The 23905-nt window shown below is 64.1% G+C and carries 17 protein-coding genes and 1 riboswitch; of the genes, 8 read left to right on the forward strand and 9 right to left on the reverse strand.

Annotation, left to right across the window (positions count from 1 at the left end; all coding sequences use genetic code 11):
• Nucleotides 1–12 precede the first annotated feature (12 nt).
• The 5 genes from AC0L2L_RS09120 to AC0L2L_RS09140 all read right to left on the reverse strand — a co-directional run bounded on the left by AC0L2L_RS09120 (nucleotide 13) and on the right by AC0L2L_RS09140 (nucleotide 8935).
• A complete protein-coding gene (locus tag AC0L2L_RS09120) occupies nucleotides 13–1362 on the reverse strand; it encodes an LLM class flavin-dependent oxidoreductase (RefSeq protein ID WP_473577675.1) in 1350 nt (449 codons plus the stop codon).
• Between the two features lie 194 nt (nucleotides 1363–1556).
• Complete coding sequence (locus tag AC0L2L_RS09125) at nucleotides 1557–4709, reverse strand: efflux RND transporter permease subunit (RefSeq protein ID WP_473577677.1); 3153 nt, start codon at nucleotides 4707–4709, stop codon at nucleotides 1557–1559.
• Between the two features lie 311 nt (nucleotides 4710–5020).
• Nucleotides 5021–6157, reverse strand: a complete 1137-nt coding sequence (locus tag AC0L2L_RS09130; protein ID WP_473577978.1) for an efflux RND transporter periplasmic adaptor subunit — start codon at nucleotides 6155–6157, stop codon at nucleotides 5021–5023.
• An 84-nt stretch (nucleotides 6158–6241) separates the two neighbouring features.
• Complete coding sequence (locus AC0L2L_RS09135; RefSeq protein ID WP_473577678.1) at nucleotides 6242–6847, reverse strand: TetR/AcrR family transcriptional regulator; 606 nt, start codon at nucleotides 6845–6847, stop codon at nucleotides 6242–6244.
• Between the two features lie 447 nt (nucleotides 6848–7294).
• The gene (locus AC0L2L_RS09140; RefSeq protein WP_473577680.1) at nucleotides 7295–8935 is read right to left on the reverse strand and encodes an acyl-CoA synthetase; all 1641 of its coding nucleotides are present in this window, start codon (nucleotides 8933–8935) and stop codon (nucleotides 7295–7297) included.
• Nucleotides 8936–9139: 204 nt separating this feature from the next.
• Between AC0L2L_RS09140 and AC0L2L_RS09145 the strand changes: the two genes are divergently transcribed.
• The 3 genes from AC0L2L_RS09145 (at nucleotide 9140) to AC0L2L_RS09155 (ending at nucleotide 13534) form a co-directional block, all read left to right on the forward strand.
• Nucleotides 9140–10108, forward strand: a complete 969-nt coding sequence (locus AC0L2L_RS09145) for a sugar-binding transcriptional regulator (RefSeq protein ID WP_473577682.1) — start codon at nucleotides 9140–9142, stop codon at nucleotides 10106–10108.
• Between the two features lie 85 nt (nucleotides 10109–10193).
• The gene (locus AC0L2L_RS09150; protein ID WP_473577683.1) at nucleotides 10194–12248 is read left to right on the forward strand and encodes a bifunctional aldolase/short-chain dehydrogenase; all 2055 of its coding nucleotides are present in this window, start codon (nucleotides 10194–10196) and stop codon (nucleotides 12246–12248) included.
• Between the two features lie 221 nt (nucleotides 12249–12469).
• Nucleotides 12470–13534 carry a D-alanine--D-alanine ligase family protein gene (locus AC0L2L_RS09155; protein ID WP_473577684.1) on the forward strand — a complete coding sequence of 355 codons (1065 nt, stop codon included), beginning with the start codon at nucleotides 12470–12472 and terminating at the stop codon, nucleotides 13532–13534.
• 13 nt (nucleotides 13535–13547) lie between these two features.
• On the opposite strand, the gene AC0L2L_RS09160 is transcribed toward AC0L2L_RS09155, so the two are convergent.
• Nucleotides 13548–15062: a winged helix-turn-helix domain-containing tetratricopeptide repeat protein gene (locus tag AC0L2L_RS09160; RefSeq protein ID WP_473577686.1), complete on the reverse strand. Its 1515-nt coding sequence runs from the start codon at nucleotides 15060–15062 to the stop codon at nucleotides 13548–13550.
• 125 nt (nucleotides 15063–15187) lie between these two features.
• On the opposite strand from AC0L2L_RS09160, the gene AC0L2L_RS09165 reads away from it, so the two are divergent.
• Entirely contained in the window at nucleotides 15188–15427 is a 240-nt protein-coding gene (locus AC0L2L_RS09165) for a DUF1127 domain-containing protein (RefSeq protein WP_473577687.1), read from the forward strand.
• Between the two features lie 135 nt (nucleotides 15428–15562).
• Here AC0L2L_RS09165 and AC0L2L_RS09170 read toward each other — a convergent pair whose 3' ends face one another.
• The 3 genes from AC0L2L_RS09170 to AC0L2L_RS09180 form a co-directional block, all read right to left on the reverse strand.
• Entirely contained in the window at nucleotides 15563–16615 is a 1053-nt protein-coding gene (locus AC0L2L_RS09170; protein ID WP_027164497.1) for a substrate-binding domain-containing protein, read from the reverse strand.
• 39 nt (nucleotides 16616–16654) lie between these two features.
• Complete coding sequence (locus tag AC0L2L_RS09175) at nucleotides 16655–17647, reverse strand: ABC transporter permease (RefSeq protein ID WP_473577689.1); 993 nt, start codon at nucleotides 17645–17647, stop codon at nucleotides 16655–16657.
• A gap of 172 nt (nucleotides 17648–17819) precedes the next feature.
• Nucleotides 17820–19331: a sugar ABC transporter ATP-binding protein gene (locus tag AC0L2L_RS09180; RefSeq protein ID WP_473577690.1), complete on the reverse strand. Its 1512-nt coding sequence runs from the start codon at nucleotides 19329–19331 to the stop codon at nucleotides 17820–17822.
• 136 nt (nucleotides 19332–19467) lie between these two features.
• On the opposite strand from AC0L2L_RS09180, the gene mtnK reads away from it, so the two are divergent.
• The 4 genes from mtnK (at nucleotide 19468) to fba (ending at nucleotide 23848) form a co-directional block, all read left to right on the forward strand.
• Complete coding sequence (gene mtnK / locus AC0L2L_RS09185) at nucleotides 19468–20736, forward strand: S-methyl-5-thioribose kinase (RefSeq protein WP_473577691.1); 1269 nt, start codon at nucleotides 19468–19470, stop codon at nucleotides 20734–20736.
• Entirely contained in the window at nucleotides 20733–21827 is a 1095-nt protein-coding gene (gene mtnA, locus AC0L2L_RS09190) for an S-methyl-5-thioribose-1-phosphate isomerase (protein WP_473577692.1), read from the forward strand. The genes mtnK and mtnA overlap by 4 nt, the downstream gene beginning before the upstream one ends.
• A gap of 79 nt (nucleotides 21828–21906) precedes the next feature.
• Nucleotides 21907–22051: riboswitch (FMN riboswitch) on the forward strand.
• Between the two features lie 77 nt (nucleotides 22052–22128).
• Nucleotides 22129–22596: a 6,7-dimethyl-8-ribityllumazine synthase gene (locus tag AC0L2L_RS09195; protein WP_473577694.1), complete on the forward strand. Its 468-nt coding sequence runs from the start codon at nucleotides 22129–22131 to the stop codon at nucleotides 22594–22596.
• 187 nt (nucleotides 22597–22783) lie between these two features.
• Complete coding sequence (fba, locus tag AC0L2L_RS09200; protein ID WP_473577696.1) at nucleotides 22784–23848, forward strand: class II fructose-bisphosphate aldolase; 1065 nt, start codon at nucleotides 22784–22786, stop codon at nucleotides 23846–23848.
• The last annotated feature ends 57 nt before the right edge of the window (nucleotides 23849–23905 follow it).

Raw genomic sequence — 23905 nt, forward strand, 5'->3', positions numbered from 1 at the left:
CTGATCCCGGCATCAACCTGCCTTGCGGACCGCCGCTTGTTCGAAGAACCGGTTGGGCGGCCGTTTCAGGCCGAGATTCTCGCGCAGCGTCGATCCTTCATATTGCCGCCTGAAGATGCCTCGGCGCTGCAGCTCCGGTACAACCTTCTCGACGAAATCGTCGAGGCCAGCCGGAAGGTAGGGAAACATGATGTTGAAGCCATCGGAGCCTTCGGCAAGGAGCCATTCCTCCATCTCGTCCGCGATGGTCTTGGCCGTGCCGACGAAAGCGAGGCCCGAGTAGCCGCCGAGCCGCTGGGCGAGCTGGCGGACGGTGAGGCTCTCCGTCCGCGCCAGTTCAATGACTCGCTCGCGGCTGCTTTTGCTGGCGTTGGTTTCCGGAATGTCCGGCAACGGACCGTCCGGATCGAAACTCGACGCGTCGTGGCCGAGCGCGATCGATAACGAGGCGATGCCGCTCTCGTAATAGACCAGGCTGTCGAGCTTCGCCCGCTTGGCCCGCGCTTCCTCGACACTGTCGCCGACGATGACGAAGGCGCCGGGCAGGATCTTGATGTCGTCGCGCGCGCGGCCAAGTTTTTGCGCCCGGCCTTTGACGTCGGCAAAGAAGCGCTGGCCGGCCGCGAGATCGCCATGAGCGGCGAAAATCACCTCGGCAGTCTCAGCCGCCAATTGCCGCCCCGCTTCCGAGGCGCCGGCCTGGACGATGACCGGCCAGCCCTGGATGGGCCGGGCGATGTTAAGAGGCCCGCGCACCGATAGGTGCTCGCTCTTATGGTTGAGCACATGCAGTTTGGCAGGGTCGAAGTAGAGCCCGCTTTCCGCGTCACGAATGAAGGCGTCGTCGGCGAAGCTGTCCCACAGCCCGGTGACGACATCGTAGAATTCGCGCGCCCTGTGGTAGCGCTCGTCATGCTCGACATGCTCGTCGAGGCCGAAATTCTGCGCGGCGTCGGGATTGGAGGTCGTGACGATGTTCCAGCCGGCGCGGCCGCCGCTGATATGGTCCAGCGAAGCGAAACGGCGGGCGATGTGATAGGGCGCGTCGAAGGTGGTCGATGCGGTGGCGACCAGGCCGATATGATCGGTGACGGCGGCAAGCGCCGACAGCAGCGTGAACGGCTCGAAGGACGTCACCGTGTGGCTGCGCCGCAGCGCCTCGATCGGCATGTTGAGCACGGCCAGATGGTCGGCCATGAAGAAGGCGTCGAACTTCGCCGCCTCCAGCGTCTGCGCGAAACGCTTCAGATGCGCGAAGTTGAAGTTGGCGTCGGGATAAGCGCCCGGATAGCGCCAGGCGCCGGTGTGAAGACTGACGGGGCGCATGAAGGCGCCGAGGCGCAGTTGCTTTTGTTCTGACATGGGCAATGATCCAGCGATGACGAGCGTTGCCGCTCCGATATCGGCGCAGGATCGGCCCGCATTGCGCTGCTGGAAAGGAATTCTGTTTTGCGGAAGCCTTGCCGCGGAGCATTTTCGCCCGACGCGGTCGCCTGTGATGTGGATCATCCGCCACCGGCCTTCACCGATGGCGGATGATCCGAGGTTGCCACCTCTTATTCCGCGGCCAACGCCAGTTGCGGCCGTTCGATGCCTTCGACCTTCTCCGGCTCGGGCGCCTGCTCGTCGGTCTTCGCCTTCTTGGGTTCGTGGCCGAAGAACAGCGCGTAGCCGGCCGGCAGCACCAGGATGGTGAGCACGGTGGCGACCAGGATGCCGCCCATCATGGCGTAGGCCAGCGGCCCCCAGAAGACGGCGCGCGAGATCGGGATCAGCGCCAGAACCGCCGTCATCGCCGTCAGCATGATCGGCCGGAAGCGGCGCACGGCAGCGCCGATGATCGCCTCCGATCGGTCCATGCCCCTGGCGATATCCTGATCGATCTGGTCGACCAGGATGATCGAGTTGCGCATGATGATACCGAGCAGCGCGATGACGCCGAGGATGGCGACGAAGCCGAACGGCGCGCCGCTGATCAACAGTGCGGCCGCGGCACCGATGATGCCGAGCGGACCGGTGGCCAGCACCAGCATCGACTTGCCGAAATGCTGCAGCTGAACCATCAGAAGCACGACGATGATGGCGAGCATGATCGGCGCCTTGGCGGCGATCGAGGCCTGGCTTTCCGCCGAGTCCTCCGCGCCACCCTGGATCTCGATCTGGTAGCCGGGGGCGAGACCGTCACGCAGGCTCTTCATGTCGTTGTACATCTTGGTGACGACGTCGTTCGACTGCACGCCGTCCGGCAGCGTGGCGCGCACGCTGATCGTCGGCAGGCGGTCGCGCCGCCATTCGACGCCCTGCTCCATCACAGGCACCACCTTGGCCACCTGCGACAGCGGCACCGAGCCGCCGAAGTCGGTCGGGATGTAGACGGAGTCCACCGAGGAGAGCAGATGACGGGTCGCCTCCGGCTCGCGGGCGACGATCGAGACCGTCTCCTCGCCGTCGCGGAAGTCGTCGAGCGGCGCGCCGGACATGGTGGCCTGCAGCATCTGGCGGATGCGCTGCGAGGTGACGCCGAGCGCCCGGGCACGATCCTGATCGATCACCAGCTTCATCGCCGGCACAGGTTCCAGCCAGTCGTCATGGATGGCGCCGAGCAGCGGGTTGGCCTGGAACTTCGCCTTCACCTCGTCGGCGATGCGGCGCACCTCCTGGCGGTCAGGACCCATGACGCGCATCTGCACCGGCCAGCCTGTGGGCGGGCCGAGGAACAGGCGGTCGACCTTGCCGCGGATCGAGGGGAAATCCTGCGCCAGGATCTTGCGCATCTTGACGATCAGCCGCTCGCGCGCCGGCTCGTCCTTGGCCATCACCAGGAGCTGGGCGAAGTTCGGGTTGCGGAGCTGCTGGTCGAGCGGCAGGAAGAAGCGCGGCGCGCCTTCGCCGATATAGGTGGCGATGAAGCGCTTGTCGGGATCGTCCATCATCTTGGCTTCCAGCGCCTTGGCCTGGCTTTCGACCTCCTTGATCGAGGTGCCTTCCGGCAGCCAGAGATCGACCAGGATTTCCGGACGCGAGGATTGCGGGAAGAAGTTCTGCGGGATGAACTGGAATGCCCAGAGGCTGGTGGCGAAGGTCATGAGCGTCGCCACGAGCACGATGATGCGGTGGCGCACGGCCCAAGTGACCGTCGCGCGCAGACGGCGATAGAAGCCGGTGTCGAAGACATCGTGGTGGGTGCCGGCGTGCTTGCGCTGCTTCAGGATCATGTGGCCGAGCCACGGCGTGAAATAGACCGCGACGAACCACGAGACGATCAGCGCGATGCCGACGACGTAGAACAGCGTGCGCACATACTCGCCCGCGGTCGAGGCGGCGAAGCCGACCGGGATGAAACCCGCGGTGGTGATCAGCGTGCCGGTGAGCATCGGGAAGGCGGTCGAGCTATAGGCGAAGCTCGCCGCCTCGATCTTGACCAGCCCTTCCTCGAGCTTTCGCTCCATCATCTCGACGACGATCATGGCGTCGTCGACCAACAGGCCAAGCGCGATGATCAACGCGCCGAGCGAGATGCGCTGCAGATCGATGCCGATCTCGTACATGATGGCGAAGGTGGCGGCTAAAACCAGCGGGATGGCGATGGCGATCACCAGGCCTGAGCGCCAGCCGATCGACAGGAGCGAGACGGCAAGCACGATCAGCAGCGCTTCGCCGAGCGCCTCCATGAACTCGCTCACCGCGTCCTTGACGACCTGCGGCTGGTCGGAAACCTGGTCGACAGCGACGCCATAGGGCAGCCCTGCCTCGAAGCGCTGGTAGGTCGCCTGGACATCCTTGCCGACGTCCCTGACGTTGAAGCCCTTGGCCATGACGACGCCGACCTGGACGCTCTCGTGGCCGTTGAAGCGATATTTGCGCTCGTAGGGATCCTCGAGGCCGGAAGAGACGGTGGCGATGTCGCCGAGGCGCGTCACCTGATTGCCGGAGCGCAGCCTCAGTTCACGGATGTCGGCGGCCTTGGTGACGTCGCCCTCGACCGAGATGCGCACCGAGCGCAGGCCGGTATCGACCGAGCCCGCCGGATCGACGGCGTTCTGCCCTTTCACGGCGTTCTGCAGGTCGACAATGGTCAGGCCGCGTTCGGCGAGCGCCTTGGACGAGACGTCGATATAGATCTTCTCCGGCTGGTCGCCGATGATGACGGCCTTCTCGACGCCCGGCGTCGTCAACAGCATGTCGCGCGCCTGGATGGCGAACTTCTTCAGCTCCGGATAGGTGAAGCCGTCGCCGCTGATCGAATGTAGCGTGATGAAGGTGTCGCCGAACTCGTCGTTGAAATACGGACCGAGCAGGCCTTGCGGCAATTCATTGGCGATGTCGCCGACCTTCTTGCGCACCTGGTAGAAGGCGTCCTTCACCTCCTCGGTATTGGTGTCGCCCTTGACCTGCAAGGTGATGATGGCGCTGCCGGCGCGAGTGTAGGAGCGGACGAAATCGAGATGCGGCGTTTCCTGCAGCTTGCGCTCGATCTTGTTGACGACCTGGTCTTCCATGTCCTGGATCGAGGCGCCAGGCCAGGTCGCCTGCACCACCATGACGCGGAAGGTGAAATCGGGGTCTTCCTTCTGGCCCATGCGCATCAGGCCTAGCGCGCCGGCCAGGATGATCAGGCCGAACAGGAACCGCGCGATGCTCGGATGTCCGATCGCCCAGCGCGAAAGATTGAAGGGCCGCTTTTCAGTGCTGATGTCGGTGGTGGTCATGGCACAAGTCCAGTCCAATTGATCGGGCAAAGCACGCCTGGCATGCTGCTTTTAAGTTCGGTGGGCTTCCGGGCGGCGAGACCCCTCAAGCGGAGAGAGACTCGCAAATCGCGGGGGACGCGGCACTGCTGCGGGGGGAGCCAACATGCCGGCATCTCACGATCGGGCGTCCGCCGCCCGGAAACTCAGGCCCTCCCCGGCTCGCGGCGCATGCAGCGAGAGCGGGAAAGGCGTCTGTCGCGCCTGACTTCAGGCTTGGTTCGATACATGTCGTTTTCCCAAAACCGCTTCGCATTTTTGGGCGGCAGGCATCAGTGCAGGCTGCTCGTGGTGGCGGCGTTATCCTCCGCCGAGGCGGATTGCTGAGCGGCGTCGCCGGAAAGCTTGACCTTCAGGTTTTCGGTCATGAACTGGGTGCCGGCCGCGATCACGATATCGCCCTGTTTCAGGCCGTCGGCCACGGTTACGCCGTCGGCGGTGAAGTTGGCGACCTTGATCGGGCGCGGATGCACCGTGTCGGAGGCGCGATCGACGGTCCAGACGATCTGCTTGCCGTCCTTCTGCGCCATCGCGGTCAGCGGGATCGACACAAGTTGCGCCTTGTTGTCGACGGTCGCCTCGACATTGGCGGTCATGCCGAGCAGAACGCGGGGGTCGTTGGGCAGCGACACCCGGACCGCGAAGGTGCGCGACTGCGGGTCGGCGCTGCCGGCGACTTCGCGGACCTTGCCGTCAAGCGTCAGCCCGTCGTCCGACCAGAAGCTCGCCTTGACTTCCTTGCCCGGGCGGAAGCCGGCGACGTCCATCTCCGGCACCGCGATCGACACTTCCTTTTCGCCGTCGACGGCGACGGTCATGACGGGTGTGCCGGCGCCGACCACCTGTCCGACATCGGCGGAAACGGTGGTGACGATGCCGGCCTGACTGGCCTTGAGGTCGGTATATTGGACCTGGTTCTGCGCCTGGGCCAGCGTCGAACGGGCCGCATCGCGGGTCGCGACCGCCTGGTCGTAGGTCAGCGTCGCCTGATCGAGCTGGGACTTCGGCGCGAAGTTCTTGGCATAGAGCTGCTCGGCGCGCTTCTTGGCGAGATCGACGGTTTCGACCTGGCGTTCGGCGGCGTCAAGGCTCGCCTGCGCGCTCTTCACCGACAGTTCGTAGTCGATAGGATCGACACGGGCGAGCACGTCGCCTGCATTCACATGCTGGCCGATGTCGACCAGACGCTCGGTGACCTTGCCGGCGATGCGGAAGCCAAGGTTCATCTCAGTGCGGGCGCGCACCGAGCCGGAATAATCGAGCTGGCGAGACGTCTGCGCCTCACCGATCTCGACCACCTTCACCGGCCGGGCGACTTCCTGGACGACCTCGGCTTTCTCCTGGCTGCAGCCGGCGAGGCCGAGCGTCGCGACGACAATGCCGACGACCGGGAGGCCGGCGGCCGGCAGCTTGCGGAGGATGGAACTGGACAAAGACACCTTAGCACTCCCGAACTGGAGATGATTTGTCGGCCGGCACCCGGCGGACAGCTTCTATTTCAAGGCTCTGATAGCGTAGTCGATAAGCTCGTCGGGCATCGCCCGATTGGTCTTGGCGAGGCACTGCGCCACCATTTGCGGATGGCAGAGAATGACGGTGGCGGCACCGAAGCAGCGCGAGGCCGTCTCCGGATCCTGCTGCCTGAACTCGCCGGCCTCGATGCCCTCTCGGATCACCTCGGCGAAGAGGTCGTGGATGCTGTTGACATGCTTGTCGATGACGCCCCAGTCGCGCTCCAGCGCGACGATGACCATCTCATGCACCTTCTCCTGGTCGAGCATGACCTCCAGCGTCATCTTGTACTGGGCATGGATGTAGCGGCGCAGCCGTTCCTCGGCGCTGACCGGCAGGTGCATGATCTCATAGGCCATCTTGTAGCTGGCGCCGAGCATGCGTCCGCAGACGGCCTGGTGGATTTCGACCTTGGAGGCAAAGAACCGGTAGATGTTGGCCGGCGACATGCCGAGCTCGCGGGCGATGTCGGCAACGTTGGTCTTGCCGTAACCGTAATGGCGGAACAGGCGCTCGGCGCAGTCGAGAATGCGGGTCACATTCTCCTGTCTGGCGGGGTCTGCCACGATGTGGGCGGCTTCTGACATGGCGCTTTCGTTTTTACAAATGACGAATTTCGATTTTCGTCACTCGTAAAGCGAAAGGAGGGAGGAGTCAACGCGAAATCGACGTACGCGTACAAAATGGTGACAGATGGTGACAGTCGCAAGGGTCGCAACAGACGTTAGCGACTAGCCATTGGCGCCTGCGCAGTCGTCATCCTGGGGCGAAGCAAGGGGCGAAGCGACGCGCGCAGACCCGAGGATCCATTCCGTGACGCTCGCCGAAAAACGAAGGCGGATCAAGAAGTTACGCCGATATTACAGCAGACATCCGCCGCAAGCTATTCGCAACCGCTGGAGCGCGGCCGCAAGGTAATGGCATGGATCCCAGGGTTTTCGCGACGTCGCTTCGCGACTGCTCCACCCTAGGATGACGACCTCGCGGATGCTGGCGCAAACTGTCGACGTCATGGCCATGTTCGAAGGGAGCGACTACGGCCCCTTCGCCATCTCCCTCAACCTGAACTTCTGGATCTTGCCTGTCGAGGTCTTCGGGATTTCCGCAAACACCACCGCCTTCGGCACCTTGAAGCGTGCCAGCAGCCCCCGACAATGCTCGATGATCTCGGCCTCAGTCGCCGTCTTGCCCGGCTTCAGCTCGACATAGGCAACAGGCACCTCGCCCCACTTCTCGTCCGCGCGCGCCACGACACCGCAGGAGGCGACCGACGGATGCTTGTAGAGCGCTTCCTCAACCTCGATGGACGAGATGTTCTCGCCGCCCGAGATGATGATGTCCTTGGAACGGTCCTTGAGTTGGATGTAGCCGTCGGGATGCATGACGCCAAGATCGCCGGAATGGAACCAGCCGCCGGCGAAGGCTTCGTCGGTCGCTTTCCTGTTCTTCAGATAGCCCTTCATGACGATGTTGCCGCGGAACATGACCTCGCCGATGGTCTCGCCATCGGCCGGTGTCTCCGCCATCGTTTGCGGGTTCATCACCGTCAGCCCCTCAAGCGAGGCATAGCGCACGCCCTGGCGCGCCTTCCTCGCCGTCCTTGGCCCTTTGTCCAACGCGTCCCACTCATTGTGCCATTCGTTGACGACGGCCGGGCCGTAGGTTTCGGTCAGGCCGTAGAGATGCGTGACGGCAAAGCCGGCGTCGGCCATGCCGGACAACACGGACTCCGGCGGCGGCGCGGCGGCGGTGTTGAAGGTTACGGTCTGCGGGAACTCGCGCTTGTCCTCGTCCCTGGCGTTGATCAGCACCGACATGACGACCGGCGCGCCGCAGAGATGGGTGACGCCGTGGTCGGCAATCGCGTCATACATCGGCTTCGCCCGCACCCAGCGCAGGCAGACATGGGTGCCGGCCTGCACGGCTAAAGTCCAGGGGAAGCACCAGCCGTTGCAGTGGAACATGGGTAACGACCACAAATAGACCGCGTGCTTGGCCATGCCGGCATGGATGGTATTGGTGTAGGCCATCAGCGCCGCGCCGCGATGATGGTAGACGACGCCCTTAGGATTGCCTGTCGTGCCCGAGGTGTAGTTGAGCGAGATGGCGTCCCATTCGTCATCGGGCATCGACCAGGCGAAAGCCTCGTCACCGCCGGCGAGAAAATCCTCATAGTCGAGCGTGCCTATGCGATCGCCCTTCGGATAGGGGGCATCGGCGGCGTAGTCCGGATCGTCATAGTCGATCACCAAAGGCTTGGCCTTGGCCAATGCCAGCGCTTCCTTGACGACACCCGAGAACTCGCGGTCGACAATCAGCACCTTGGTGTCGGCATGGTCGAGCTGGAAAGCGATGACGGCGGCGTCGAGGCGGGTGTTCAGCGAATGCAGCACCGCCTTGGTCATCGGCACGCCGAAATGGGCTTCCAGCATCGGCGGCGTGTTGGACAGCATGACCGTCACCGTATCGCCCTTGCCGATGCCGCGCTTCGAAAGAGCCGAAGCGAGCCTCAGCGAGCGGCGCCAGAAATCACGGTAGGTGATGCGCTGGCTGCCATGGATGATGGCGACATGATCGGGATAGGTCTTGGCCGCGCGCTCGAGATAAGTCAGCGGCGTCAGCGGCTGGTGATTGGCGGCGTTCCTGTCGAGGTCCTGTTCGTAGGGATTGGCCATCCCGCTCTCCCCAAAGTCCTTTTCGAACCTTCTAACCCTGAGCATGCCGTCACGCTATCCCCCTCGCATGGCTGAAAATGCTATGCTGCGCCGGCTTGGTGGAATGGCGATCCGGATTGAGCCGTGTTGCGAGACGATCGAAGGCCACATATCCAAATTTGACTTTTGTCGAGAGCCGTGACTAATGTCAGCCGAGGAGGCGGCATGGCGATCAGACCGGCAGAACAGCTCATCCACAAGGCCGCCTGGCTTTATTATGCCCATGGCCTTCGCCAGGACGAAGTGGCGAGCCGGCTCAACATTTCGCGGGCATCGGTCGCCATGTATCTGCGCAAGGCGCGCGAGACCGGCATCGTCAACATCTCGACCTCGACACAGCTTTTCACCGACGACATCATGGCGCGCAGGGTGGAAGACGCCTTCAAGCTCGACGCCGTCTGGATCGCGCCGGAGAACGCCTATCTCGCGGACCCTTCGACCGACATTGCGGTGCTGGCGGCAAGCGTCTTTCTCGAGCTTGTCAAAAAAGGCGACCGCATCGGCGTCGCCTGGGGCCGCACCGTCTACACCATCGCCGACATCATGTCCTATGCCGACCTGCAGGACGTCACCGTGGTGCAGCTCTGCGGCAATCTCGGCGCGCCCTATTCCTACCGGCCCGACCAGTGCACGATGGAAATCGCGCGGCGGCTGAACGCCAAGGGCCTCAATTTCTATGCGCCGCTGGTGCTGTCGACCGAAGCGCTGGCGCAAGGCCTGCGCGCCGAGCCGGTGATCCGCGACCAGCTGGCCGGGGTCGGCGACTGCGATTTCGCGCTCTATTCCGTCGGCGCGGTCGATGCCGACAGCCATCTGGTGAAATGCGGCGCACTGACGGCTGCCGAGATGGAAGCGCTGCGTAGCCAAGGCGCTGCCGGCGTGATCGCCGGGCAGATCATCGACGCCAGCGGCGAGGTGCTCGACTGCAGCTACAACCGGCGCGTCATCTCCGCCGAGCTCGCCTCGCTGCGCGCGATCGAGAAGCGGCTGATGGTGGTGCAGGAAGATACGAAGTTCGGGCCGCTGCTTTCGGCAATCGCCGGCGGGCTCTGCACGCATCTGGTGATCGGCGCGCATATGGCCGAGCGCCTCCTCCAGCACGCGGCAGCGGTGACCGGCAAAAAAGCATCCTAGAAACCCACCCCTCGCCGCCTCTGTCATCAAGACGTCGCGGCTTTCTGTTCATGAGCAGCAAAAAGACGGAATTGGACGCAACGACATGAAGAACCTTTGGAACGACGCCGACGCGGAAAAGATGGTTGCCGACTACGCCAAGAAGGGTGTCGGCCGCGACCTTGCGCTGCGCGTCTACACGACTCGTCTGCTCGGCGGCGAGCCGCGGCTGGTGCTGCATGGCGGCGGCAACACTTCCTGCAAGACCAAGGCCACCGACCTCGTCGGCGACGAATGGGACGTGCTCTGCGTCAAGGGCAGCGGCTGGGACATGGCCGTTATCGAGCCGCAAGGCCTGCCGGCAGTGAAGATGGGCGCGCTCATCAAGGCGCGCGGACTGGACAAGCTCTCCGACGAGGACATGGTGGCGCTGCAGCGCTCCAACCTGATCGATCCCGCCTCCCCCAATCCGTCGGTCGAGACGCTGCTGCATGCCTTCCTGCCGCACCGTTTCGTCGACCACACGCATTCGACGGCGATCCTTGCCATCGTCGATCAGGAAGACAGCAAACCGCTGATCAAGACCGTGTTCGGCGACAAAATGGGCTACGTGCCCTACATCAAGCCGGGCTTCGACCTCGCCAAGGTCGCGGCGGAAGTTTTCGACGCCGACCCGAGCGTCGAGGGCCTGATCCTCGACAAGCACGGCATCTTCACCTTCGGCGAGGATGCCAGGCAGGCCTATGACCGCATGATCCGCTACGTGAATGTCGCCGAGGACTATATCGCCAAGAACGGCAAGCCGCAGGCGGCCAAGGCTGCGCTACCCGCAAGGCTTGCCAAGCCGGGCGAAATCGCGCCGACGCTGCGCGGCGCCGTGGCCGTGGCGCGCGGCGAAGGCCGCTTCGACCGCATGATCAGCGACTTCCGCACCTCGGATGCGATCCTCGATTTCATCAATTCGGCGAAGATCGCCGACTATGCCGGCCGCGGCGTGTCGACCCCGGATCTGTCGATCCGCATCAAGACCGGACCGATGGCCGTGCCGGCGCCCGACGCCGACAAGCTCGGCGACTACAAGGCCGTCGTCCGCAGCCATGTCGAGGCTTTCGTCAAGGACTACACGGCCTATTTCGAGACCAATGACGCGCTCGACGACGTCAAGCGCACCATGCTCGATCCGATGCCGCGCCTGACGCTGGTGCCGGGTCTCGGCATGTTCGGCCATGGCCGCACGCTGAAGGACGCGAAAATCGCCTCCGATGTCGGCGAGATGTGGATCGAGGCGGTGCGCGGCGCGGAAGCGATCGGCAATTTCCATCCGCTCTCCAAGGCCGATCTCTTCCCACTCGAATACTGGTCTCTCGAGCAGGCAAAGCTCGCCTCCAACAAGCCGAAGCCACTGACGGGCCAGGTGATGCTGGTTACTGGCGGCGCCGGCGCCATCGGGGCCGCGACGGCCAAGCTGTTTGCCGCCAACGGCGCGCATGCCGTCATCGTCGACCTCGACCCCGCCAAGGCCGCCGAAGCGGCGAAGACGGCCGGCAACAACTCGATCGGCATCGGCGCCGACATCACCAATCCGGCCGAGATGCGGGCCGCCTTCGACAGGGCGGTCGCCGTCTATGGCGGCGTCGATATCCTGGTCTCCAATGCTGGCGCCGCCTGGGAAGGCCGCATCGGCGAACTCGACGACACCACGCTGCGCAAGAGTTTTGAGCTCAACTTCTTCGCCCACCAGTCGGCGGCGCAGAATGCGGTGCGCATCATGCTGGAACAGGGCACCGGCGGCGTGCTGCTCTTCAATACCTCAAAGCAGGCGATCAATCCCGGCCCGAAATTCGGCGCCTACGGCATTCCCAAGGCGGCGACGCTGTTCCTGTCGCGGCAGTATGCGCTGGACTACGGCGCCTTTGGCATCCGCTCCAATGCGGTGAACGCCGACCGCATCCGCTCCGGGCTTCTGACCGACGCCATGATCGCCAGCCGTTCCGGGGCGCGCGGCGTGTCGGAAAAAGAATATATGTCCGGCAATTTGCTCGGGCAGGAAGTGACGGCCGACGACGTCGCGCAGGCCTTCCTGCACCAGGCGCTGGCCGAACGCACCACCGCCGACGTGACGACGGTTGACGGCGGCAACATCGCGGCGGCGCTGCGCTGACGAGTACTGTTGGAGCGGTTCATCGTTTTACGAAAACGACGAACCGCTCGATCTCCTCGCGTTGACGCCTCTCAGAACGGCGCGCGTTTCGCGCTTCTGCTGAAAAACTGCTGCAACCGGTCAAAGTCCACTCCAATCCTTCGCTTACTACTCCGACGGTTGAGGGAGATGCCTGGTGTTTCGAATGCGAGCTCCGACCCCGATCATTGGTGGAGTTGTCGATGCCCGTAAAAAGACTTCGTATCGGCGTACTCTTCGGCGGGCGTTCCGCCGAGCATGAGGTGTCGCTGCTTTCAGCGGCCAATGTCATGCAGGCGCTGGATCCGGCGAAATACGACGCCGTGCCGATCTTCGTCACCCGCGAAGGGCAATGGCTGCTGAGCCGCTTCGAGAACGGTGCGCTGACGACACCGTCAACCGGCACAGAGCTCTGCCTGGTGCCCGGCGGGCTCGGACGAATGCTCGCGATCCCTGCCAGCGGCGCGCCCCACGACCTCCCCGCCATCGATATCCTATTTCCGGTGCTGCACGGCCTGCACGGCGAGGACGGCGCGGTGCAGGGATTGGCCGAAGTGGCGCGCGTGCCGCTTGCCGGCTGCGGCATCCTCGGCTCGGTCACGGCCCTTGACAAGGACATCGCCAAGCGGCTGCTGAAGGCGGCCGGACTGCCCGTCGCATGCTCGGTGACCATCGATGAAGATGCGGCGCCTTCGCTTGCCGAACTGGAAGAGCAACTCGGCCTGCCACTGTTCATCAAGCCGGCGCGGCAGGGCTCGTCGGTCGGCGTTGCGAAGGTCAATGCCAGCCAGGAATTCGATCGGGCCTTGGCGGAGGCCTTCCAGCATGACCGCAAGCTCCTCGCGGAAGAATTCGTTCGCGGCCGCGAGATCGAATACAGCGTGCTGGAGAGCCCCGCGGGCGAACTTTTCGTCTCGCGGCCCGGCGAGATCGTGCCGGCGGAAAGCCACGGTTTCTACAACTACAACGCCAAATACATCGACGCGGACGGCGCAACCCTGGTCGTGCCGGCGGACCTGCCGCCGGAGGTCGAGGCTGCCATGCGCGACACGGCGGCAAGGGCGTTCAGAGCGCTCGGTTGCGACGCCATGGCCCGCGTCGATTTCTTCCTGATGCCGGACATGACGTTCTTGATCAACGAGCTCAACACCATCCCCGGCTTCACCAATATCAGCATGTACGCCAAGGCGATGGCGGCTAGCGGCGTCAGCTACCCGGAGGTCATCGACCGCCTGGTGGCGCATGGGTTGGCACGCTCCGGCCGGTGAGGCTACGCCGACTTCACTCCGGCAGGCCCGCTTTGCGGAAGCCGTCGACGAAATGCAGAAGAGTCGCATCGTCGCGGAACGGTTCCGTCTCGACCCAGCGCTGCGTGGAGAAATGCGGATTGCCGACGAGGAACAGGGCGACTTCGGTGCGCGCCTCGTCGAGGCGGCCGAGCTGCGCCAGGCTTGCCGCCAGGAAGCGGCGCGAGCTGGTGCGATAGGTCTCGTCGCGGCCCAGCGTCTCGACGGCCGCCTCGTAGTCACCGGCGGCGTACTGCGCCTGGCCGAGCGTCAGGTAATACCAGCTCGGCGGAAACGGGTTCAGCCGGAACCCCTTGCGGATGTGTTCCAGGCCTTGCTCGATCTTTCCCGCTAGCACCTCGATGTCGGACAATGTCGCCCAGATATCGGCCTCGTTCGGATCGAGCTCGATCGCCTTGGCGAATTCCGCATCGGACTGCTCGAAATCGCGTTCATAGGCAAGAAGGTTCGCCAGAACCCAGCGGCAACCGGCATCGTGGGGATCGATCGCCACAGCCTTGCGCGCCAGTTCCAGTGACGTGCTGCGGGCAGGCTCGAACGGCTCGCCCCAATGCACCCAGCCCATCCAGTGATTCATCGCAAGCCAGCGATAGGCCTCGGCGTAGTCCGGATCGAGCGAGATCGCGCGCGTGAGCATGAGATGCGCTTCGCGCGCCATCTGCGGGGACTCGTCGAACAGTTTTCGCGCCCGCACGCACAGATCGTAGGCCTCGAGGTTCTTCGGCCGATTGCGCGCCGGCGGCGCGCGCAGCCGGCCGAGCAATGCCTCGACGATCTTGGCCGTCGCCTCGTCCTGAACGGCGAAAATGTCTTCCAGGCCGCGATCGAAACGCTCGGCCCACAGATGCTCGCCGCTCAGCGCGTCGATCAGCTGGGCGTTGATGCGCACGCGTCCCGCGGCCCGTCTTGCGCTGCCCTCCAAGAGGTAGCGGACGCCGAGTTCGCCTGCGATGGCGCGCACGTCCATGGCCTTGCCCTTGTATGCAAACACCGAGTTGCGCGCGATGACGAAGAGGCCCGGTATCCGCGAGAGATCGGTAATCAGGTCTTCGGTCAGGCCATCGACGAAGGAGTCCTGCTCGGGATCGTTGCTCAGATTGACGAAAGGCAGGACGGCGATCGACGGCTTGTCAGGCAGCGGCAAGGGTTTCCGAGTGGCGCCGGCCTCTTCGACGGTACCGGTGAAGCGGTAGCCGACGCGCGGCACGGTGGCGATCCACTCGCCGCCACCGGTCGCCGGCCCGAGCAGCTTCCTGAGCTGCGCGATCTGGACCGTGAGATTGCCTTCCTCGACGGCAGTGCCCGGCCAGGCGGCGTCCATCAACTCTGCCTTGGCCAGGATTTCGCCTGGACGCGCGACGAGGGCCTCAAGCAGTTTCAGCCCACGATGACCGGCGGCGACGGGGACATCGCCCCGAAGCAGCGTTCCCGCGCCTGGATCAAGCACGAACGGTCCAAAGGCAAAGCGCGATCCCTGCATGCGGCGCATCTATAGCCGATTTGGAAGTTTTGAGAACTATTTGGCAGGGCTTAATTACGCCGCCGGCCGCCTGCGGCAGACTGCAATCTCAATCAGGCCGAGGGTTCAGGAACCCTCATTCGATGGAGGTTGCCATGAACGATACCTTTGCGCCCTCTACGTGTCTGGCAGCGGCACCGGCGATGCATCCAAGGCATCGGCGCTACAGCCTGGCGGCCTTGCGCAGCTTCATTGCGGCGCGCCGCGAGCGGGCCTACTTTCGTTTCGAGCTCAAGCGCATGGCGACGGACAATCCGCATCTGATCGAGGATATCGGGCTGACCAGAAGCCAAGTGGAGTCAGAGATCGCGAAACTGCCCTTCTGGCAGCGCTAAGTCGCAGAAATGGAAGAGTCCAAGACGAAAAGAGCGGCCCTCGAGCCGCTCTTTCTTTTGCGATTGCTCTTTAACTTGACGCAATTCCGGACGGAAAACCGTTTCACACTTTTCCTGGAATTGCTCTGCTGAACCCTACTTGGCGTTCGGGTTCGGCATCCAGGCCGGCATCGCGACATCGGCATGGGCGAACTGCGGCAACTTGGCCGACAGGTCTTCCATGTTCTTGATGTCCTTGTCGACAAGCTCCTTCTGGGTGATCAGCGTCGGCGGCACGATGACGTTGTGGCCGGGATCCTCGCCGGCAAGCAGTTGCGCCAGCGCGCGCACCGAGACCTGGCCGACCACGGCCGGGTTGGTGGCAGCCGTCGCCGCCCAGGCGCTGTCCGGCTCGCGCATCGCGGCGATGTCCGAGGTCGAGATGTCGGCCGAGTAGATCTTGATGCCCTTGTTGAGCCCCGCCTCGTCGACGGCGATCTTCACGCCCTTGGCGAACTCGTCATAGGGCGCGAACATCACCTTGATGTCGGGATGCGCCTGCAGCACCGAGCGCGCCTGGTTGGCGACCGAGTTGGCGATCGGGTTGTCGAGCGTACCGAACATGGCGACCTCGCTGATGCCCGAATATTTCTTCTTCACATCCACCCAGGTCTCGTTGCGGCGGTCGAGTGGGGCGATGCCGGCGACATAGACATAGCCGGCCTTCCAGCTCTCGCCATTGTCCTTCACCGCCTGCTCCAGCGCGAGCTTTGCCAGGTCCCGGTCGGACTGCTCGACCTGCGGGATCTTCGGGTTCTCGACATTGACGTCGAAGGCGACGACCTTGATGCCGGCGTCGACCGCGCGCTGGGCGGCATCCTTCATCGATTCGGTCAGGCCGTGCTGGATGATGATGCCCTGCACGCCAAGCGCGATCGCCTGGTCGACCATGTCGGCCTGGAGCGCCGCGTCCTGGCGGCTGTCGAGCACGCGCAGGTCGACGCCGAGCGCCTTGGCCTGCGCCTCGACGCCGGAGAGGTAGGCCTGGAAGAAGTCACCGGTCGACAGATAGCGCACCAGCGCGATCTTGACGCCCGGCTTGTCGAATGGCGCCGGACGGTCCGCCGCCAATGCCGTCCCCTGCATCAGCAGCGCCGCGCCGGCGAGGCCGAATGCTGCCTTCCCCAAAAGTCTTCTTGTGATGCTCACTTTGTTTTCCTCCGTTTTGTCTCAATGCCCCGGTCGAAACTAACTCTTGCCCCTGCCGGAAAGGGCGAAGGTGAAGACAAGGGCGACGACAAGCACCGCGCCCTTGACGAAATCCTGCGTGTAGTAAGGGGCGTTCATCATCGTCAGGCCTTGCAGCAGGACGCCGACGAACACCGCGCCGACGGCCGTGCCGAAGGCGTTGGGCTTGGCGGCGCCGAGCACCGCGTAGCCGATAAGCGCCGCGGCGACAGCGTCGAGCAGCAGATTATTACCCGAGGCGATGTCGCCGCGTCCAAGCCGGGCAGCGAGCAAAATCCCGCCGATCGAGGCAAAAACTCCCGAAATGACATAGGCCCAGATTTTGTATGCCTTGACAGGCGCTCCGGCGAGTTCGGCGGCCCTCTCGTTGGAGCCGACGGCATACATCATGCGGCCGAAGCGGGTGTATTCGAGGAAGAACCAGATCAGCACCGCGAGCACGATGAGCACGACGACCGAGACCGGGATCAGGTTCGGGATGAAGAAGTCGATACGGTGACGGCCGAGCGCCAGGAACGCCTCCGAGAACTTGCCGTTGGCGACCGAACCGTCGGGCATGGTCATGCCGGTCGCGATCGAGCGCCCTTCAGTCGGAATGCGTTGCAACCCAAGCAGCAGGAACATCATGCCGAGCGTGGCGAGCAGGTCGGGCACGCGCATATAGACGATCAGCCAGCCATTGATCAGGCCGACGATGACGCCGATGACGAGGCAGGCGATGACGGCGACGATCGCATTCTGCTCCAGCACCACCATGGCATAGGAGGCCGCCATCATGGCGCTGGTGGCGACCGAGCCGATCGAGAGGTCGAAACCGCCGACGACCAGAGTCGCGGTGACGCCCAGCGCCAGCACGCCAGTGATGGCCACCGACTGGAAGATGAAGACGGCACTTTGCGGCGAAACGAACCCGTCCGCGGCGATCGCGAAATAGGCGATCAGCCCGACCAGCAGGACGATGAAGCCGTAGCGGATGGCATAGTCGCGCATCATTCAGCGCCCCGCCGCTCGGCTGTCCGACAAAAGCTCATTCCAACTCCACTCCATGCAAATCTTAAAGCGCGTCGCGCCGAAACGGATTCGCGCGACGCGCTTTAAGTCCCTGTATTGATGCATGTCGTTTTCCCAAAACCGCTGTGCACTTTTGGGTGACATGCATTAGACCTCATGCCGCGCTGTGAAGCGGTCCGCCGGCCACTTCGGCGAGTAGCCGGTCGAGGTCGATATCGGCGTTCCTATGCTCGCCGACGATCGTGTGTTCAGACATCACCAGGATGCGGTCGGCGGTCTCCAGCGCCTCGTCGATCTCGGTGACGAAGATCAGCGTCGCGCGGCCGTCGGCGCTGGCTCTCAGCTTGGCTGCGATGTCGCGCCGCGCGGATATGTCGACGCCCTGGAACGGCTCATCGAGGATGAAGAGCCGCGAGGCCTGCGACATCCAGCGCGCCACCATTACCTTCTGCTGGTTGCCGCCGGAAAGCGCCGACAGCTCGTCCTTCTCCGAGCGGCAGACGATGCCGAGTTCATCGATCTGGCGACGTGCGACAGCGCGCTCGGCGCGCTTCTTCATCACGCCGAGGCCCGACATGCGTTTCAGGAACGGCAGGCTGATGTTGCGTTCGATGTTGAAGCCGCCGACAATGCCGCTGGCGGCGCGATCCTTGGCGACGAGGAAGACGCCGGCGGCAATGGCCTCGCGCGCCGATCGCGGCGCATAGGGCTTGCCGTCCATATGCATGGTGCCGGCAAGCGGCCGGCGCACGCCGAACAGCGTTTCTGCCAAAGCCGTCTTGCCGACGCCGACCAGGCCGGTGATCGCCACCACCTCGCCGGTGCCCAGCGTCATCGAGATCGGCTTCACGCCTGGCGCGATCCGCAGGCCGTCTGCGGTGAAGACGTCTCGGGCCGAGCCTCTGGCGACCACCCGGTCAAGGTGGATCTTGCGGCCGAGCATGGCGTTGACGGCGCCTTCATAGTCGAGCGGCTTGCGGTCGAAGACGCCGGAGACGACGCCGTCGCGCATCGAGACGATGCGGTCTGCGAGCCGCCTGATGTCGGACATGCGATGCGAGATATAGAGGACGGCGACCCCCTGCACGCGCAGCCTATCGATCAGCGCGAACAGCCGGTCGGCCTCTGCGCTCGACAGCGAGGAGGTCGGCTCATCGAGTATCAAGACCTTGGGTTGGTGTGCCAAGGCGCGGGCAATCGCCACCATCTGGCGGTCGGCCAGCGCGAGATCGGCGACGCGCGCCTTGAGGTCGATGGCAAGGCCCATGCGGTCGGCGACGGCTTTGGCCTCAGCGCGGACGTTGCGCGGCTTGAACAGCAACGACGCGCCCTTGCCGCTCAACCGGTCGAGCGTCAAATTGGTGGCGACATCGAGATCGGCCACCACGCCGTCATTGATGTTCTGATGCACCGTGACGACGCCGGCGCGGATGGCTTCGGCGGGGGTCTGCGGGTCGAAGGCCTTGCCGGCGAGTTGCATCGTGCCGCCGCCGTGCGAATAGACGCCGCTGACGATCTTGACCAGGGTGGACTTGCCGGCGCCGTTGGCGCCCATCAGCACGGTGACCTCGCCGGCAAAGAGGTCTAGCGAGATGCCGCCAAGCACCTCGTTCTGGCCAAAGGATTTCCTCAGGCCCTCCACACGGAACACGGCATCTGCGCCCATTCGTTCCTCCCTGACCGTGACGCTATGGGCTCACTCGGCAATTGTCAACACGATTGACATTTGCCAGAGCGCTTCCTAGCTTGGCCCCACCGCCGCGGCTCCGCTATCGTCGGAAACCACGCGCAGGAGGGAGAGAATGACCGGGAAGTTCGAAGCATTGTCGGTGGAGACGCTGGCGAAGCGCCTTGGCGAGACCACGGCGCTGACCGAGCGCATCGGCAAGGACGCCGGCCGCTGGAAGGTACGCGAGGTCGGCGACGGCAATCTCAACCTCGTCTTCATCGTCGAGGGCGACAAGGGAGGGGCGGTGGTGAAACAGGCGCTGCCCTATGTGCGGCTGGTCGGCGACAGCTGGCCGCTGCCGCTGAAGCGCTCTTTCTTCGAGTATCACGCGCTGACCAGGCAACAGGCGCGCGCGCCGGGTTCGGTGCCGGAAATCTACCACTTCGACGAGACGCAGGCGCTGATCGTGATGGAGTATCTGGCGCCGCCGCACATCATCCTGCGGCGCGCGCTGATCGACGGCCGCGAACTGCCGAACATCGCGCGCGACATCGGCCTGTTCATGGCGCGTACGCTGTTCCGCGGCTCGGACCTGTCGATGGTGACGAAAGAGCGCAAGGCCGATCTCGCGCTGTTCGCCGACAATGTCGAGCTCTGCGACATCACCGAGAACCTGGTGTTCTCCGATCCCTATTTCGACGCGAAAATGAACCGGCACACCAGCCCGCAGCTCGACGCCCTGGTGGCCGAACTGCGCGCCGACCGCGACCTCAAGGTCGAGGCGCAGCGGCTGAAACATCTCTTCGCCGCCAATGCCGAGACGCTGCTGCATGGCGACCTGCATTCCGGTTCGATCATGGTCACCGACACAGAGACCCGGATGATCGATCCGGAGTTCGCCTTCTACGGCCCGATCGCCTTCGATGTCGGCATGCTGCTCGCCAATTTCTGGATGGCCTTCTTCTCGCAGGGCGGCCATGAGGAGAAACGCAGCCGCGACTCGATGCGCGCCTATCTGCTCGGTGTCACGGTCGAGACCTGGGCCGTGTTCCGTGCCGAGTTCTCGCACCTGTGGCGCGCCGAGCGCAGCGGCATGCTTTACCAGAGGAGCTTGTTCGAGGATCAGGGCGACCTGCTCGGTGCCGAACAGGCGCTCGACCACATGCTTTCCGGTATCTGGACCGACCTGCTCGGCTTCGCGGGCATCGAGGTGCACCGGCGCATCCTCGGCCTCGCCCACAATGCCGATTTCGAGACCATTGCCGATCAAGACCTGCGCGCCAGATGTGAGGCCAAGGCTTTGCGCTTCGGCCGCCACATCGCCGTCAACCGGCGCCAGATCCACAGCATCGACGAGGTCAACACCCTCGCCGCGCTGATCGAACAGGAGAAGAGCCTTTGAACGTCGGCGAACGCCATTACCGCACCATCTGGCTCAGCGACGACAAGCGGTCGGTCGAGATCATCGACCAGCGCTGGCTGCCGCATGAATTTCGCGTCGAGACAATCGGAACCGTCGCCGGCATCGCCACCGCGATCCGCGACATGTGGGTGCGCGGCGCGCCGCTGATCGGCGTCACCGCCGCCTACGGCGTCGCCATCCAGATGAGGGAGGACGCGTCGGACGAAGCGCTCGACGCGGTGTGGGAGACGCTGCACAAGACACGGCCGACGGCGATCAATCTGCGCTGGGCGCTGGACGAGATGCGGCGTTTTCTCAAGCCGCTTGCGCCGGGCGAGCGCGCGGAAGCCGCTTACCGGCGCGCCGCCGAAATCGCCGACGAGGATGTCGGGTTGAACCGCGCCATCGGCGAGAACGGGCTTGCCATCATCAAGGAGATCGCTGCGCGCAAGCAGCCGGGCGAGACCGTTAACATCCTCACCCATTGCAATGCCGGCTGGTTGGCGACGGTCGACTACGGCACCGCCACCGCGCCGATCTATCTCGCCACCGAGGCCGGCATTCCCGTCCACGTCTATGTCGACGAGACGCGGCCGCGCAACCAGGGCGCCCAGCTGACCGCCTGGGAAATGGCCGGGCACGGCGTGCCGCACACGCTGATCGTCGACAATGCCGGCGGCCATCTAATGCAGCGTGGCGACATCGACATGGTGATCGTCGGCACCGACCGCACCACTGCCAATGGCGACGTCTGCAACAAGATCGGCACCTATCTCAAGGCTTTAGCCGCCGCCGACAATGACGTGCCCTTCTATGTCGCGCTCCCCTCGCCCACCATCGACTGGACGGTCTGCGACGGGCTCGCCGAAATCCCGATCGAGCAGCGCTCGAGCGACGAGGTCTCGCTGGTGTGGGGCAAGACGGCAGACGGCAAGATCACCCAGGTGCGCGTGTCGCCCGACGCGACACCGGCGGCCAACCCGGCGTTTGACGTAACGCCGGCGCGGCTGGTCACGGGGCTGATCACCGAGCGCGGCGTGGCCAAGGCCTCGCGCGAGGGGCTGAAGGCGATGTTCCCGGAGCGTGGGTAATTGGCTGATCTCCCCCTTGTGGGGAGACTGGATAGTCGTCAATTGACAGCGCCGCTTCGCCCTTCCATAAAACCACCGTTAATGTTCTCAGGGCGGGGTGAAAGTCCCCACCGGCGGTAAGGGTTTCGGCCCAAGCCCGCGAGCGCCTCCTGGCAACGGGAGGGCCAGCAGATCCGGTGCAATTCCGGGGCCGACGGTTACAGTCCGGATGGAAGAGAACGTACGCAAGGACGGTCCGCGCATGCGGACCGGGTTTTGCGCCGTGCGTCCTGATTCTGGTTCGAAACGGAAGGAAGGACCCATGAATCAGCATTCCCCAAAAGACTATGAAACTCACCGTGTCGCCGTCATTCGCGCGCGCTGGCATGCCGACATCGTCGACCAGTGCGTGGCGGCGTTCGAGGCGGAGCTTGCCGCGATTGGCGGCTTTGCCGTCGAGGTCTTCGACGTGCCAGGAGCCTATGAAATCCCGCTGCACGCCAAGACACTCGCCGAGACCGGGCGCTATTCGGCGATCCTCGGCGCCGCTTTCGTCGTCAATGGCGGCATCTACCGGCATGACTTCGTGGCAAGCGCCGTCATCGACGGGATGATGAATGTGCAGCTTGCGACCGGCGTGCCGGTACTGTCGGCGGTGCTGACACCGCACAACTACCACGAGAGCGCCGAGCATCACCGCTTCTTCCACGAGCACTTCCAGGTGAAGGGCAAGGAAGCGGCGACGGCCTGCGTGCAGATCCTGGCCGCGCGCGAACAGATCGCGGCCTGAAACCCCTCCGCAAGGTGGCATGCCGTAACTAAACCGATTTGGATTTCAGGGCTGCAACGAGAATTGCAATAGCCGGGGCCGCAAGTGGTTGCGGTCGGGCGGAATTCCGGCCAGAAGCAACGGGGCCGCCCGACGCCCGGGCGGCCTTTTCAAACACGGGTTCGAACCAGATACGGGAGACTATTCGTTGGCTCGCATCACACTGAGACAATTGCTCGACCATGCCGCCGAACACGGCTATGGCGTACCTGCCTTCAACATGAACAACATGGAACAGGGCCTCGCCATCATGGAGGCGGCCGAGGAGACCAAGTCGCCGGTCATCCTGCAGGCCAGCCGCGGGGCGCGTGCTTACGCCAATGACGTGGTGCTGGCCAAGCTGATCGACGCGCTGGTCGAGATCCATCCCGACATCCCGGTCTGCATGCATCTCGACCACGGCAACAATGAAGCGACCTGCGTCACCGCGATCCAATACGGCTTCACCTCGGTGATGATGGACGGCTCGCTGAAGGAGGACGGCAAGTCGCCGGCCGACTATGCCTATAATTCCGGCATCACGCGCCGCGTCGTCGACATGGCGCATTGGGGCGGCGTTTCGGTGGAAGGCGAGATCGGCGTGCTCGGCTCGCTGGAAAGCGGCGGCGGCGAGCAGGAAGACGGCCACGGCGTCGAAGGCGCGATCAGCCACGACCAGTTGCTGACCGATCCGGTGCAGGCGGTCGAGTTCGTCAAGGACACCCATGTCGATGCGCTGGCGGTCGCCATGGGCACCAGCCATGGCGCCTACAAATTCTCGCGCAAACCCGACGGCGCGGTGCTGGCGATGAACGTGATCGAGGAGATCCACCGCCGCCTGCCCAACATGCATCTGGTCATGCACGGCTCGTCCTCGGTGCCGGAGGAGTTGCAGGAGATCATCAACAAATATGGCGGCCAGATGAAGCCGACCTGGGGCGTGCCGGTGGAGGAGATCCAGCGCGGCATCAAGCATGGCGTGCGCAAGATAAACATCGACACCGACAACCGCATGGCGCTGACCGGCGCCATCCGCAAGGTGCTGACCGAGAACCCGTCGGAGTTCGATCCGCGCAAATATCTGACGCCGGCCATGGCGGCGATGAGGAAGCTCTGCAAGGAGCGCTTCGAGCAGTTCGGCACCGCGGGCAACGCGCCGAAGATCAAGCCGATTCCCTTGGCGGATATGGCCAAGCGTTACAAATCGGGCAGTCTCGACCCGAAATTCGGCTGAGGCCATACCTCCCGCGACCGGCACGAAAACCGGTCGTGGGCTACCCGTGCCACCAAA

Source organism: Mesorhizobium sp. WSM4832, assembly GCF_055811115.1.